This is a genomic window from Chryseobacterium ginsenosidimutans (genome assembly GCF_024807225.1).
GTDB lineage: Bacteria > Bacteroidota > Bacteroidia > Flavobacteriales > Weeksellaceae > Chryseobacterium > Chryseobacterium ginsenosidimutans.
The window spans coordinates 187758-202256 of record NZ_JANUCO010000001.1 but is presented as its reverse complement, the minus strand read 5'-3'; the positions used below and the strand labels follow the sequence as shown (position 1 = coordinate 202256).

The window sequence follows — 14499 nt, the reverse complement described above, 5'->3', positions numbered from 1 at the left end:
ACCACAAGACTAATTCTTGTGGTTTTTTTTTAAATTTGCAAAATCTTTAAAAAGTAAAAATGGCCGATCAGTTAAGTTATCTATTTAGTACAAGGACGAGTAAGGACTTGGCAGAGAAAATTGCCCAACATTATGGGAAAGAATTAGGAAAAATCAACTTTCAGGAGTTCAGCGATGGCGAATTCGAGCCGGTTCTTGATGAATCTGTAAGAGGAGGAAGAGTTTTCTTAATTGGATCTACATTCCCTCCGGCAGACAATTTATTAGAGCTTCTTCTAATGATTGATGCTGCAAAAAGAGCATCTGCAAAGAGCATTACCGTTGTACTTCCTTATTTCGGACTTGCAAGACAAGACAGAAAAGACAAGCCAAGAGCGCCAATCGGCGCAAAATTGGTGGCAAATCTTTTGACTGCTGCAGGAGCAACAAGAATTATGACGATGGATCTTCACGCGGATCAAATCCAAGGTTTTTTTGAAATTCCGGTGGATCATTTATATGCTTCTACAATTTTCGTAGATTATATCAGAGATCTGAAATTGGATAAACTTACCATCGCTTCTCCGGATATGGGAGGTGCAAAAAGAGCGAAAAACTATGCAGGTCACCTTGGTGCAGATGTAGTAATTGCTTATAAAGAAAGAAAAAAAGCAAACGTTGTTGAGGAAATGTTCCTTATCGGAGATGTAGAAGGCAAGAATGTTATCCTTATTGATGACATGATCGATACTGCAGGTACACTTTGCAAAGCAGCAGACATCTTAATGGAAAAAGGAGCAAAATCTGTAAGAGCTATGGCGACTCACGGAGTGCTTTCTGGGAAGGCTTATGAAAATATTGAGAACTCAAAATTATTGGAAGTTATTGTAACTGACTCAATTCCTGTAAAAAATAATTTGACAACTAAAATAAAAGTGCTATCTTGCGCCCCATTATTTGCAGACGTTATGAAGATGGTTCATGAGCATCAATCAATTAGCAGTAAATTTGTTATTTAATTGATTTTTAGCTGTTTGTAAACTAAAATTAAACAATTTTTTAAATTTTTATAAAATGAAATCTATTACAATTCAAGGTACAAAAAGAGAAAGCGTGGGCAAAAAGTCGACAAAAGCTTTACGTGATGCTGAATTAGTTCCTTGTGTTGTTTACGGAGGTGGCGAGCCATTGAACTTCTCTGCAGCAGAGAAAGCATTCAAAGGTTTGGTATATACTCCTGAAGCACACACGGTATCTATTGAGGTTGACGGACAGGTAATTCCTGCTGTTCTTCAAGATATTCAGTTCCACCCGATTACAGACAAAATTCTTCACGCAGATTTCTATCAACTATCTGAGGATAAGCCAGTTGTTATGGAGGTTCCGGTAAGAATTACAGGTCGTTCTAAAGGTGTTGTAGCTGGTGGTGTTTTACGTCAGTCTTTCAGAAAATTGAAAGTAAAAGCTATTCCTGCAAACTTGCCAGACGAGATCGTTGTAGATATTACTGCGCTTAAAATTGGTAACAAACTTTATGTTGGAGGTATCAAAACAGAAGGATATTCTTTCGTACACCCAGACAATGCAGTTGTTGTAGCTGTTAAAATGTCTAGAAATGCAGCTAAAGGTGGTGCAGCAGCAGATGACGATGATGATGAAGAAGTTGTGGCTGAAGTTGAAGGAGAAGCTCCTGCAACTGAAGAAGCAGCAGCAGAATAAGGATTACTTATTTGAAAATATTAAACCTGTCAATTTTATTGGCAGGTTTTTTTATGCGCAAAAGTCAATGTTTCAAGGCTAATAAACTTGAATTACTGATAAGCGATTAAAGAAATATAATTTATTCATCGAATCTTTCTATCAACCCACAACAATGAACCCTCTCCTGAAAACTTTCTTTCGGAAAAAAAGCCGTAAATTTGAAGTGTTCTAAATAAGAGCGTTTTAATTTAAAAATTTAATAAATGTTTGACATTCAGGAAATCAGAAGTCAGTTTACGATATTAAACAAGGAAGTGAACGGTAAACCATTAGTTTACTTAGATAATGCAGCGACATCTCAAAAGCCAAATTCAGTGTTGGAAGTTTGGAATCAATATTACACAGAGCTTAACGCAAACGTACATAGAGGAATTCATACATTAAGTCAGTTGGCAACCGAAGAAATGGAGCTTTCAAGAAGAAAAGTCCAGAAATTCATTAATGCTAAACACGATTTTGAAGTCATTTTTACGAAAGGAACTACAGAAGGATTGAATCTCATCTCTTATATTTTAACTCAAAAATTAAAAAAAGACGATGAAATTATTATTTCTTATCTGGAGCATCACTCGAATATCGTTCCATGGCAATTGCTTTGTGACAGAACAGGGGCAAAATTAAGAGTAATCCCGATGGATGAAAATGGAATTCTTCAGCTTAATTATCTGGATGAATTTTTAAGTGAAAAAACAAAGGTAGTCTCTGTTAATCAGGTTTCAAATGCGTTGGGAATTGTAAACCCTATCGAAGAAATTATTGCTAAAACAAGAAAAAATTCAGACGCTTATATTGTCATCGACGGCGCGCAATCTGCACCACACTTTACGATTGACGTTCAGAAAATGGATTGTGATTTCTTCGTTTTCTCCGGACACAAAATGTATGCTCCGATGGGAACAGGTATTTTATACGGGAAACAGGAGATCCTTGAAGATTTGCCGCCGTTTCATGGAGGAGGAGAAATGATTGCGACATGTTCTTTCGACGGAACGACGTATGCAGGTCTTCCTTTTAAATTTGAAGCAGGAACGCCAAATGTTGGTGGAAATATTGCGTTAGGAGCAGCAATAGACTTTATCCAGAAAGTAGGGCAGGAAAACATCCAAAATCATGAAAATGCTTTGCTGGAATATGCTCAAAGACAACTTTTGGAAATTGAAGGATTAAAAATTTACGGCGAAAAAGCCAACAGAACAGGTGTTGTTTCCTTTAATCTGGAAGGAATCGGAATTGCTTCTGACGTAGGAATGATTCTCGATAAATTAGGCGTTGCCGTAAGAACTGGGCATCACTGTACGCAGCCTATCATGGATTTCTTTAATATCGCAGGAACCGTGAGAGCAAGTTTTGCCGTTTACAATACTTTCAATGAGATTGATGTATTGGTAGAAGGGGTAAAAAAAGCACAAAAAATGCTAAGCTAAACTAGTTTTAAATACAAATTATAATAAAAGACTTTCAAAATTTTTGGAAGTCTTTTTAATTTTATAAATAAGTTAAATATCAATCTTTTCAACCATAATCATATTATGTTAAAAAATTAATGGTTAATTTTGCATAACCACTAAAACAACTACCATGAAACGATTATTATTCCCCCTTTTGTTTGTGTGTGCCTTTAGCAATGCGCAAATCTTTTCCGAAAATTTCAACGCTGGAACGATGCCTTCCGGATGGACTGTCAATAACCCCGATACCGCTTACAACTGGGGGGTGGGAGCAGCGGCCGGGTTTTCTTCATTTCCGAATGGTGCGGCTTTTTTTGACGATGACGATGCAGGACCGGGAAGTGTAAACCACAATGCAAGATTGGTTTCGCCTGTGATTAACCTTTCGGCAGTTTCTAATCCTAAATTGTCTTTTAAATATGCCAATATCATTTATGACGATGATTCAACCCTGAAAGTTGAAGCTTTTAACGGAACTTCTTGGGTTCAGGTCTTCACTTTTTCAGGAGCGGCAGGAGATTTTACCATCGATTTGAGTACACTTACCTACGTACTTACTACGTATGCAAATGCTACAAATATTGATTTAACACCATATGCAAATGCTAATTTCCAACTTAGATTTGTTTACGATGATGTAGGAGATTATTCTTTCGGAGTTGTTGTAGATGATGTTGTTATTTCAGGAAATGTTTTGGCGACTTCTGATGTTTCGCTTAAAGATAAAGTTGAAATTTATCCAAATCCTGTAAAAGACAATCTTTACATTAAATCTGATTTAAAATCTGACTCAAAAATTTCTGTCATCGATATGTCCGGAAAATTATTGAAAACGTTCACCGGAAAATCAGAATCATATAATCTATCAGATCTTCCGAAAGGAACGTATATGATCTTGATTGATAGCGATAAAGGAACCATCAGGAAAAAAATTATAAAAGAATAAAAACTCGAAAGCTTCTGGAAATCAGGAGCTTTTTGTTTAAATACAATGTTTACTTTTAATGTAAATTAAATTTTTTACTATTTTTTGGAAAAAAAATTCTTTACTGTGTAACCTTTTCAACTTTTCTTTGTCTTACTAGTAGAAACAAATAATTATGAAGCTTTTGTTCGGAAATAAAAAAGATGATTTGCTAAGTCGCCTGAAAAAACAGGATCCGGCTGCACAGAAAATTTTTTATGATCAGAATGCAAAGAAATTTCTGAGTGTAAGCAGAAGCTACATCAGCGATCTGTATCAGGCGGAAGATTGTCTTATCAAAGCATTTTGCAAAATTTTTAAAAGTATTGAAAGTTTTCGCGGAGAAGGAAGTTTTGACGGATGGGCAAGAAGAATCGTGGTGAACGAATGCCTGAATTTTATTAAAAGTCATAAAACGGTTTTTTATCTGGATGATATCAACCAGTCTTATCTGGAAGAAATTCATGAGGAAGAAGTGGCTTTTGATTTTAATGTGCAAGATCTTCTGGATCAGCTTCCGGATGCCTACAGAATGGTTTTTAACTTATATGTTCTGGAAGATTATTCGCATCAGGAAATTGCCGATACGCTGCAGATTTCAACAGCGGTGAGCAAGACGCAATTATTCAGAGCAAAAGAGAAGATGAGAAAAATCTACTTTCAACAACAAAAAGCAGTAAGAAATGAACACTACTAAAAATACAATAGAATATCAGATCAAAAAACAAATTGCAGAAAGGGAAATTACTCCTTCGAGAGATTTGTGGTCTGAAATTGAAATGCAATCTGCGGAAAAGCCGTCAAAGACAAAGGTTAATTGGTTTTTGGTTGCGGCTTGTTTGGTCTTAACATTCAGTTTAGGAGCTGTTTTGGTTTTTAATAAAAAAGATAACGACATTGTAAAACCTAATGTTGTCGCTGAAGTTAATAATCCAAAAATTCAGGAAAATATAAGAACAACAACGGTAAAATCTCCTGAATTAATCAGACAAAATCAAAAAGAATCTGTAGCCATAGAAAATATTTCTCCCGAGAAAAAAATAGAGATTGTAAATCTACCAATCGTTACAGAGAAAAAAGAATTGCCTTTAATAAAAGAAAATGCTTCTGAAATAGCATCCAATATTTCGAAAATTCCGGCAGAAAAAATTATTGCGCAAACGGATTCTGCAAAAAGCCCCGTAAAAAGGAAAAAATATGTAGATCCTTCTACTTTGCTTTTTTCGGTGGAGCATAAAGACGTTATTGAAAAAACGAAGCAAAGTAACGTTGCAACCATCGATCTGAACGGAAAATAATACTTTTTTAACAATTAAAACTTAATAATATGATCAAGAAATTTATCTTAATGGGATTCGTATGCCTTTTATCCGGCACTGTTTATTCGCAAAGAAACCTTAATAAACTGAATCTCCAGTCAAAAGAAGATACGGAAGTAAGCCCGATCGTAAAAGAAAAAGTGGATGAATATGCCAAAAAAATAGACGGCATTATTCAGGAAGAAAAAAAGCTGATGGAAGCCGAATTGATTACTCTTCAGGCAAAAAACCTTGACAAAAGCGAATTTGATAAGCAAAAATCAATCATCGCCGATCGTTTTTCAGAAAAAATAGATCAGAGAATCGAAGAATTGGGTTTTGATCTTGATACGGTGATTCAGAAGCAGGTAAGATACTCTCTTCTTAATTCTGATGTGACTTCCAATGAAGAATTGAAAGCGAAACTTCTTAAGAAATTCAGACCGACCAAGAATTTTGCAGGCTATATTTCATACGGAATTATGAATCTTACAAACAGCAAAGCCGATAATAGTCTTGATAAAAACCTCGGATACGCAGGGAATTTTGAATTTGGGTTGAAATTCAATTATCAGTTTGGGAGAACCAGTCCGTGGGGATTAATTTCTGGAATCGGATTTTCATGGAGAAACTTTGAATATTGATAATAATATGTATTTTGCGAAAGATGGAAATGCAGATGTTTTTCTGGCAAATTATGAAAAGAATTTAAGCAAAAGTAAACTTAGAACGGGTTATATCATCGTTCCTTTAGGTCTTCAATATAATTTTTCTAAGGTGAAAAATGCAGGAATGGATATTCAGTACAGAGATTATAATAATGGATTTAAAATCGGTGCAAATATTTATGGAGGCGTAAAAATGGCAACTAATAATATCATAAAAGGCGACGGAATCAGCGACAGAGGAAGAGAGAATTATCAGGTGAATCCTTTTATTTACGGAGGTCAGTTCACGGTTTCTTACGATGATTTCAGTATTTTCGTGAAAAAAGATTTCGGAAACTTTTTTAAAGACAACAAGTTTGAAAACGATAAAGCGTTGGTTTTCGGTGTAGCACTTTGGTGGTAAAACACATTACATTCATAGATAAATTGATAAAAAAACGCTGGAAAATTTTCTCAGCGTTTTTTGTTTTTAAATTTTATTACTCATCTAATTTAGACCACCGTCACACATATCAACAGGAATCAGACATGCAGTTCCATTGCAAGGATTTCCTCCTGGAGGTGGCGTAATGCAGCAAGCATGATATCCATTCCATGTCAGATGGATTAAATTTCCAGGACAAGTATGACCTCCTAAAACTTGTTTTAAATTTTGTCTGTCAATTTTCTTTAAATTTTTCATAATGTTTTGTTTTATGGTGATTTGTAATTAATCCCTAATGTATGAAAAATTTAATTAAAAATATATCGAATTAATATTTGTAAATCAGTATTTTAGTAAAAATAGAAACCCTCAGAAATTCTGAAGGTTTCAAACATTTAATCTATTATTTATTTAAATCATTTCAAACTTCCCACCATATCTTCAGGTTTCACCCATTCGTCGAACTGTTCAGAAGTTACAAATCCAAGATTGATCGCTTCTTCTTTCAGCGTAGTTCCGTTTTTGTGAGCGGTTTTTGCAATTTTTGCTGCATTTTCATAACCGATGTGTGTGTTCAAAGCAGTTACCAACATCAAAGATTTGTCTACTAATTCTTTAATTCTGTCAATATTAGGTTCAATTCCAACCGCGCAATGATCATTAAATGAAATACATGCATCTGCAATTAACTGAGCCGACTGTAAAAAATTATAAGCCATCACCGGTTTAAAAACATTCAGTTCGTAATTTCCTTGAGTTCCTGCAAATGAGATCGTTGTATCGTTTCCTAAAACCTGAGCGCAAACCATCGTTATCGCTTCATTTTGAGTAGGATTTACTTTTCCGGGCATAATTGAAGAACCTGGTTCATTTTCTGGAATGTGAATTTCACCAATCCCGGAACGAGGTCCTGAAGCCATTAATCTGATATCCTGAGCGATTTTATATAAAGAAACCGCCAATTGCTTCAACGCTCCATGAGATTCTACGATCGCGTCGTGAGCCGCCAAAGCTTCAAATTTATTTTCAGCCGTTACAAAAGGAAGGTTGGTGAATTTTGCAATATATTCAGCAACTTTTACATCATAGCCTTGAGGGGTATTTAAGCCTGTTCCTACGGCGGTTCCTCCTAAAGCAAGCTCGGAAAGATGTGGTAATGTGTTTTTTAACGCTTTAATTCCGTAATTTAATTGAGCGACATATCCTGAAAATTCCTGTCCCAAAGTCAATGGAGTAGCATCCATCAAATGCGTTCTTCCGATTTTAACAATATCTTTAAAGGCTTCTGATTTTTCTTTTAATGTATCTCTTAATTTTTCCACCGCAGGAATCGCCGTTTCAACAACTTTCTTATAGGCTGCAATGTGCATTGCTGTTGGATACGTATCGTTGGATGATTGAGATTTGTTCACATCATCATTTGCATGAATTTCAGATTTATCACCTAAATTTCCACCATTATTAACGTGTGCTTTGTTGGAAATAACTTCATTCACATTCATATTAGACTGTGTTCCTGAACCGGTTTGCCAGATCACCAAAGGAAATTGATCGTTTAATTTGCCTTCTAAAATTTCTTCGCAAACTTTAGCGATCATATCTCTTTTTTCAGCAGGAAGAACTCCCAAATCTGTATTGGTAAAGGCTGCAGCTTTTTTCAGATAAGCAAAAGCTTCGATAATTTCGTGGGGCATAGAACCTTCCGGACCGATCTTGAAATTGTTTCTAGAACGTTCTGTTTGCGCGCCCCAAAACTTATCAGCAGGAACCTGCACTTCACCCATGGTGTCTTTTTCTATTCTGTAATTCATTGTGATTGAAATTTATTTCTGTTTAGGTTTAATTTTTTATCACAAATTTTAACCGTAATAATTATCCACTTATTTTGTCATACCGTAGGAATTTCAGCAAAGAATTTAACGTATATACTTTAGATTTCTACGGAATGACAAAGTGAATGCGAAAAATTGCGACTATTTTGGTTAAAATATGTTTCTATAAAATTAACTATAAATGAAAAACCTCGCAATTTATAATCATTATAAATATCAATTCAAGTCACTGATTTTACTCATGTTTTTTTAGGTAAGCCGTATTTTTGCACCGAAAATAGAAAGTAAATGGATTTTAAATATCAGGATCCGTATCCAATTTTGAAAGATGATACGGAGTATAAGAAGCTTACGTCAGATTATGTAAAAGTTGAAAAACTGGGAGACAGAGAAATTTTAACCATCGATCCGAAAGGTCTTGAGTTATTGGCTGAAGAAGCGATGGCAGATGTTTCTTTTATGCTTCGTTCTTCTCACTTAGAAAGTTTGAAAAGAATTATTGACGATCCTGAAGCTACAGATAACGACAGATTCGTTGCTTATAATTTGTTGCAAAATGCTGCAGTTGCTGTTGAGGGAGCTTTACCTTCTTGCCAAGATACAGGAACGGCGATTGTGATGGGTAAAAAAGGAGAAAATGTTTACACAGGCGTTGATGACGGTGAATATTTAAGCAAAGGAATTTACAATACTTACCAAAAAAGAAACTTAAGATATTCTCAGGTTATTCCTTTAACGATGTTTGATGAAAAAAATTCTGGTTCAAATCTTCCGGCACAGATTGATATTTATGCTAAAAAAGGAGATTACTACGAATTTTTATTCTTAACGAAAGGAGGAGGTTTCTGCTAACAAGACTTTCCTATATCAAAAAACAAAATCTTTATTAAATGAAAAATCTCTTGAGGCTTTTGTAAAAGAGAGAATTTCAGATTTGGGAACGGCTGCTTGTCCGCCTTATCACTTGGCTTTGGTAATTGGAGGAACTTCTGCGGAAGCAAATTTGGCTGCCGTGAAAAAAGCATCAGCAAAATATTATGATCATCTTCCAACAGAAGGAAACGAAGCGGGACAGGCTTTCAGAGATTTGGAATGGGAAGCAAAAGTTCAGAAAATCTGTCAGGAAAGTGCGATTGGCGCTCAGTTTGGTGGAAAATATTTAACACACGATGTTCGAGTAATCAGACTTCCTCGTCACGCGGCTTCTTGTCCGGTTGGGATGGGAGTTTCTTGTTCGGCAGACAGAAATATTAAAGGGAAAATTACAAAAGACGGTATTTTCTTAGAGCAATTGGAAGTAGATCCGAAGAAATTTTTACCTGCAACGCCACCACATTTGGAAGCTGCAGTTGACATTGATTTAAATAAACCAATGCCAGAAATTTTGGCTGAACTTTCAAAATATCCAATCAAAACAAGATTAAAATTAAACGGAACCTTGATCGTTGCAAGAGATATCGCTCACGCAAAAATCAAAGAATTATTAGATTCCGGACAACCAATGCCTGAATATTTCAAAAATCACCCGATTTATTACGCAGGACCTGCAAAAACTCCGGAAGGAATGGCTTCAGGAAGTTTCGGACCTACAACGGCGGGAAGAATGGACGTTTATGTAGACGAATTCCAAAGCCACGGCGGAAGTATGGTGATGTTGGCAAAAGGAAACAGAACGGCAGATGTTACCAACGCTTGTCACAAATACGGAGGTTTCTATATCGGTTCAATTGGTGGGCCTGCTGCGATCTTGGCAAAAGATAATATTTTGTCGGTTGAAGTGGTAGATTTCCCTGAATTAGGAATGGAAGCGGTAAGAAAAATCGAGGTGAAAGATTTCCCTGCATTCATTATTACGGATGATAAAGGAAATGATTTCTTTGCAAATCTTGCGCATTAATACTATATAAATGACAAATAGATGATAGCAAATCGAGCATAGATAAGCGTCTATTATCCATCCATCTATTATCTAAGTATCTGAATTTAGTTTAAAATTAAAATAAATAATAAAAATAGGATGTATATCTTTTGTGTACCCAAATAAAAAGTCCTATTTTTGCCTAAAATCTTTAAGAAATGATAACGATTTTATCAGCGTTTTGGCCGTTTTACCAGTTCCTTTGGACAATTTTCTTCGTAACAATGTTCTTGGTAGGGTTCTGGTGTATTTTTATGTTCTTCGGATGGGTTATTCCAATATGGTTGACTGAAGGGTTGATGGAATATTTTGGAAAAGTGAAACCTTTTGATCCTGAAGATATTAGAAGAAAGCAAGTGAACGAACAGGAAGGTGTAGAAGTAATCTTCAGCAATCCTAAAGGTAACGGACCTTTCTTACATGATAGTCACGGACATCATTAATTGATTGTCATTGCTTTTTCACCTGAATTCTGAAAAAGTAATATCAAAGCAAAACAACATATATAAAACCACTTAATTTATTAGGTGGTTTTTTCGTTTCTTTTATTGTGTTCTCAGTTTTTCAGGAGAAACACCAAATTTTTTCTTGAAAGCTCTTGTAAAATTCTGAACGTACTCATAACCGCATTCTATTGCGATTTCTTTAATCATGATATTTTTATTAATGATCAGTTTTTTTGCTTTCAACATTCTTAATTCCGAAATATAATCGCTCACTGTAATATGATATTGAGCTTTAAATTCTTTCCTGATTTTATTTTGATTAATCCCGATCAGCTTTCCGATTTCTTCTACTTTGATATTTCTGTGATAATTTTCATCAACAAATTTTTTAATGATGGAAGGTATTTGCGGCGTTTCTTCAACCGTATTTTTTTCATTGAATTGTTCAAAAATCAAAATTAAAAGTTTGATAATCTTAGCTTCAACGAATAATTTCTGCATCACTCCTTTTTTAGAATAGCTTATAATTTCCTTTAAAATCATATGCATCTCAACGGTCATATAAGGTGGAGTCTGCTTGTGAAGGAAAATATAATTGTTTTGAATCATGCTTTCCAGAATATGGGCGCTTTCGCTGTTGGATTTCGGATTGATGAGGTTGAAAATGTAATTGTAATTAATCTGAACCTGAAGATATTTCAGTATTTCCTGATTTTCCGTCCACAATTCTGCCACACTTTCCTGCTGAGAATAATGAAGAATGTATTGATTTTTTTTAAATAAAAACTTCGTTCCGCAATCCTCAGCTTCAAGATTGATATTCTGACTCAGCAAAAAAAGTAAATTAAAACTCGATTTGCCTTCAATCATATTCGATTTTAAAAATTTTTCAGGAGAAATCTCTTCCTTCATTAAAATTTTAATGTCTTCGGATCTGAACAATAATCCTTGATGAGATTGATTCTTCATACGAGCAGTTTTTACGGACATGGGTACATTTTGAAATAAAAGCTGAGTACAGATAACCAAAAGTTCGGGAATGATTATTATGAAACTATCACACCAGCTAATTTTGCACAAATGTAAATTAAATTTAGAATAATTAAAAATAAAACTTTTATGATTGTCAATATGGATAGGTGAATAGTTTGTCTTAGAGATATTTTATCCGCAATTTTCTAGAAAGTGAAAATTTTTGTGTCAAAATACTTAAGATTTCTTTCAAACGGAATCCGTTATTTTTTTAACACAAAGATCTATTTCATACTGCATTATTGTTAGAAAGCAAAGGCAAGTAGAATTTGCTTTGCGAAGCGTAAAAATAGTATTTCATCAAATCAACTTGTTGATTCATCTTTGCTCACTTAATTAAATCATATTGAATCAAAACTTTGCGTTAAAAAAATGAGCAGTGATTTTTAAAATATTTAAACCACATTTAAAAAGGCTCTAAAGTTTCAGGTAAGATAATTAAAAGGTTGAAAATGATAAGTGTCTTTTGATAAAAGGAATTACTTTTGCGGAAAATTAAGTATAATTTAGAATAAATAAAAATAATATTAATTATGTTTGGAAAATTACATATTGCGGCGCGGAAAATTGGAGCAGGCTTAGTGTTGTTGGGTATCGCGGGGAATTATGCATATGCTCAGCAATGGGAAAATGTAAGTGGTGTACAAACGATTTCTGCAGGAGGAAGCAGTTTTAATAATTTGGTGATAAATAATGGGAAATATTATGTTTCTTATTACGATACTTCTGTTGCTAAAGGCTCTGTGCAGATGTTCAACGGGACTTCTTGGTCTTATGTGGGCGGAAGCGCAGGAATTACGACAGGAACAGCTTTATACAATTCTTTATCGATAGATGGTCTAGGTAATTTATATTATACAAATCAAGGGACGGGCTTAGAAGTTCGTCAGTTTAACGGAGCTTCTTGGACGCAATTGCCAAGTCCGACAACGACGACGGTAAATTATCAGGCTTCTGCGGTTTCTCCTTCAAATGTTGTATTTACTTATTCAACACATAATTCAGGAACAGTTCAGCGTTACGTAAACGGAGCTTGGGAACAGGTGGGGAATACAGGATTTTCCAGCGGTGCAGCCTTTGCCGAAATGGTAATTGGTACCAATAACAAAGTTTATACAAGCAATGTATCAAGCGGACTGAGAGTATACGAAAATACAACTACAGCAACAGCTTCAGATAGCTGGACATTGGTTGGTGGAAATATTGTAGACGCTGCATCTTCAAGTGAGCAGTATAATTCTGATATTGCAATTGATGCTAATAACAATTTATATGTAGCATATGTTTCGAATTCAGCAAACGGACAAAAATTAAATGTAAAAAAATTCGACGGAACCAGCTGGGTACAAGTAGGAAATACCAATTTTTCTAGCGGAAGAATACAGCATGTTGCCATCGCGGTGACTTCTACAGGAACTCCATATGTGGTAGCAAGCCGTTGGGAAAACGATGATTTTTTAAGAAATACAGCTTATAAATTAGATACAGCAACGCAAACTTGGGGAGCTTTCGGAGGAAATTTCATTTCTGACGGACAGGCAACTTATAATGATTTAGCAGTCGACAAAACCAATAATTATCTTGTGTTGGCTTATTCACAAGACGGAACAAAAGTGAAGAGAATTTCTCTTACTCCGACTTGTAATAATACGGATCCGGGAACAAATGCAGGTGATTTGGGCTGTGTGAAATTCAGTTACGGAGGACAAACAGTTAGTTATACAACCGTAAGAGGAGCAGATGGAAAAGTTTGGCTTCAACAGAATTTAGGAAGTTCCCAGGTCGCAACATCTTTTGATGACGCCAATTCTTTTGGAGATCTTTTCCAGTGGGGAAGATGGGACGATGGTCACCAATTGAGAAATTCTACAACGATTTCAACGCCTTCTACCAATTCACCTGATGGATTATCGGGAATAAATTCTTTCGTTATTGGTGCTTCTTCAGCTTCTTGGTGGGGAACTAATGCAACAAGTGATGCCTGGAATGCCTCTTCATCAGCGAATATTAGTCCGGCAATCGGAGCAGATCCGTGTAAAGCAATCGGACAAGGATGGAGACTTCCGACTACTGCAGAATGGGTAACATTGGTAGGAGCAGAATCGATTAATAATCCTGCAACAGCCTATGCAAGTTATTTAAAATTACCTGCAGGAGGATACAGAAGCAGTTCAACAGGAGGATTCACTTTTGTAGGTCAGAGAGGATATTTTTGGAGTTCGGATACGGCAAGTACAGGAGGTAAATATTTGTATGTAGGAACAACGATTGTAACTCCGACTTCTGGAGGACCGAGAGGACAGGGAGAATCTGTAAGATGTACCAAAGATTTCACAGGATTGGCAACTTCAGATATTAATCTTACCATTAAGCCAATCGGGATTTATCCTAATCCAACCAACGGAATTCTGAATGTTAAAGCAGATTCAGCTATTGAAACAGTAAATGTTACCAATATTGTAGGACAAAAAATAAATGTTCAGTTCTCTAATAATCAGATTAATATGCAAGGTCTTCCCAACGGAATATATATTATAGAATTAAAATTAAAAAGCGGACAGATAATTTCTAAGAAAGTGGTTAAGAATTAATTTCCACCATATTTGATTGATAGACAAAGGCTTTGCAAAAAGCCTTTTGTTTTTAAAAGCGAGTTCATTTAAATTACATAGATTACGGCGATGTCATTTGGACATCGCCGTAATCGCTTTTACATAAAAAATATAGGG

At 35.3% G+C, this 14499-nt stretch carries 13 protein-coding genes and 1 pseudogene; 11 read left to right on the top strand and 3 right to left on the bottom strand.

The window, feature by feature from the left end:
- Nucleotides 1-59: 59 nt before the first annotated feature.
- The 8 genes from J3D55_RS00955 (at nt 60) to J3D55_RS00920 (ending at nt 6521) form a co-directional block, all read left to right on the top strand.
- Nucleotides 60-998 carry a ribose-phosphate pyrophosphokinase gene (locus tag J3D55_RS00955; protein ID WP_259127330.1) on the top strand — a complete coding sequence of 313 codons (939 nt, stop codon included), beginning with the start codon at nt 60-62 and terminating at the stop codon, nt 996-998.
- Nucleotides 999-1053: 55 nt separating this feature from the next.
- On the top strand, nt 1054-1698 hold the full coding sequence (locus J3D55_RS00950) for a 50S ribosomal protein L25/general stress protein Ctc (RefSeq protein ID WP_259127327.1): 645 nt from the start codon (nt 1054-1056) through the stop codon (nt 1696-1698).
- Nucleotides 1699-1943: 245 nt separating this feature from the next.
- Entirely contained in the window at nt 1944-3164 is a 1221-nt protein-coding gene (locus J3D55_RS00945; protein ID WP_259127325.1) for an aminotransferase class V-fold PLP-dependent enzyme, read from the top strand.
- A 154-nt stretch (nt 3165-3318) separates the two neighbouring features.
- The gene (locus J3D55_RS00940; protein WP_259127322.1) at nt 3319-4134 is read left to right on the top strand and encodes a T9SS-dependent choice-of-anchor J family protein; all 816 of its coding nucleotides are present in this window, start codon (nt 3319-3321) and stop codon (nt 4132-4134) included.
- 154 nt (nt 4135-4288) lie between these two features.
- On the top strand, nt 4289-4849 hold the full coding sequence (locus J3D55_RS00935; protein WP_259127320.1) for an RNA polymerase sigma factor: 561 nt from the start codon (nt 4289-4291) through the stop codon (nt 4847-4849).
- Nucleotides 4836-5450, top strand: coding sequence for a hypothetical protein (locus J3D55_RS00930; protein WP_259127317.1), 615 nt, complete (start codon nt 4836-4838; stop codon nt 5448-5450). Before J3D55_RS00935 ends, J3D55_RS00930 begins: the two co-directional genes overlap by 14 nt.
- A 29-nt stretch (nt 5451-5479) precedes the next feature.
- Nucleotides 5480-6094, top strand: coding sequence for a hypothetical protein (locus tag J3D55_RS00925; protein ID WP_259127314.1), 615 nt, complete (start codon nt 5480-5482; stop codon nt 6092-6094).
- Nucleotides 6084-6521 carry a hypothetical protein gene (locus J3D55_RS00920; protein ID WP_259127312.1) on the top strand — a complete coding sequence of 146 codons (438 nt, stop codon included), beginning with the start codon at nt 6084-6086 and terminating at the stop codon, nt 6519-6521. The genes J3D55_RS00925 and J3D55_RS00920 overlap by 11 nt, the downstream gene beginning before the upstream one ends.
- A gap of 84 nt (nt 6522-6605) precedes the next feature.
- Here J3D55_RS00920 and J3D55_RS00915 read toward each other — a convergent pair whose 3' ends face one another.
- Nucleotides 6606-6800: a bacteriocin-like protein gene (locus J3D55_RS00915; RefSeq protein WP_259127311.1), complete on the bottom strand. Its 195-nt coding sequence runs from the start codon at nt 6798-6800 to the stop codon at nt 6606-6608.
- 158 nt (nt 6801-6958) lie between these two features.
- A complete protein-coding gene (gene fumC, locus J3D55_RS00910) occupies nt 6959-8353 on the bottom strand; it encodes a class II fumarate hydratase (protein WP_259127310.1) in 1395 nt (464 codons plus the stop codon).
- A 309-nt stretch (nt 8354-8662) separates the two neighbouring features.
- On the opposite strand from fumC, the pseudogene J3D55_RS00905 reads away from it, so the two are divergent.
- Nucleotides 8663-10271 (top strand): annotated as a pseudogene (locus J3D55_RS00905) (fumarate hydratase).
- A gap of 179 nt (nt 10272-10450) precedes the next feature.
- Nucleotides 10451-10735, top strand: coding sequence for a hypothetical protein (locus J3D55_RS00900; RefSeq protein ID WP_259127308.1), 285 nt, complete (start codon nt 10451-10453; stop codon nt 10733-10735).
- A gap of 102 nt (nt 10736-10837) precedes the next feature.
- On the opposite strand, the gene J3D55_RS00895 is transcribed toward J3D55_RS00900, so the two are convergent.
- Nucleotides 10838-11707 (bottom strand): helix-turn-helix transcriptional regulator, encoded by an 870-nt coding sequence (locus J3D55_RS00895; RefSeq protein WP_259127306.1) that lies wholly within the window; start codon nt 11705-11707, stop codon nt 10838-10840.
- 596 nt (nt 11708-12303) lie between these two features.
- Here J3D55_RS00895 and J3D55_RS00890 point away from each other — a divergent pair.
- Entirely contained in the window at nt 12304-14361 is a 2058-nt protein-coding gene (locus J3D55_RS00890; protein WP_259127305.1) for a T9SS type A sorting domain-containing protein, read from the top strand.
- Nucleotides 14362-14499: the final 138 nt, after the last annotated feature.

What these genes read in the sequence shown, in the direction of transcription:
- J3D55_RS00955 (WP_259127330.1), top strand. Translation starts at nt 60, where the DNA reads ATGGCCGATCAGTTAAGTTATCTATTTAGTACAAGGACGAGTAAGGAC.
- J3D55_RS00950 (WP_259127327.1), top strand. Translation starts at nt 1,054, where the DNA reads ATGAAATCTATTACAATTCAAGGTACAAAAAGAGAAAGCGTGGGCAAA.
- J3D55_RS00945 (WP_259127325.1), top strand. Translation starts at nt 1,944, where the DNA reads ATGTTTGACATTCAGGAAATCAGAAGTCAGTTTACGATATTAAACAAG.
- J3D55_RS00940 (WP_259127322.1), top strand. Translation starts at nt 3,319, where the DNA reads ATGAAACGATTATTATTCCCCCTTTTGTTTGTGTGTGCCTTTAGCAAT.
- J3D55_RS00935 (WP_259127320.1), top strand. Translation starts at nt 4,289, where the DNA reads ATGAAGCTTTTGTTCGGAAATAAAAAAGATGATTTGCTAAGTCGCCTG.
- J3D55_RS00930 (WP_259127317.1), top strand. Translation starts at nt 4,836, where the DNA reads ATGAACACTACTAAAAATACAATAGAATATCAGATCAAAAAACAAATT.
- J3D55_RS00925 (WP_259127314.1), top strand. Translation starts at nt 5,480, where the DNA reads ATGATCAAGAAATTTATCTTAATGGGATTCGTATGCCTTTTATCCGGC.
- J3D55_RS00915 (WP_259127311.1), bottom strand. Translation starts at nt 6,800, where the DNA reads ATGAAAAATTTAAAGAAAATTGACAGACAAAATTTAAAACAAGTTTTA.
- fumC (WP_259127310.1), bottom strand. Translation starts at nt 8,353, where the DNA reads ATGAATTACAGAATAGAAAAAGACACCATGGGTGAAGTGCAGGTTCCT.
- J3D55_RS00900 (WP_259127308.1), top strand. Translation starts at nt 10,451, where the DNA reads ATGATAACGATTTTATCAGCGTTTTGGCCGTTTTACCAGTTCCTTTGG.
- J3D55_RS00895 (WP_259127306.1), bottom strand. Translation starts at nt 11,707, where the DNA reads ATGAAGAATCAATCTCATCAAGGATTATTGTTCAGATCCGAAGACATT.
- J3D55_RS00890 (WP_259127305.1), top strand. Translation starts at nt 12,304, where the DNA reads ATGTTTGGAAAATTACATATTGCGGCGCGGAAAATTGGAGCAGGCTTA.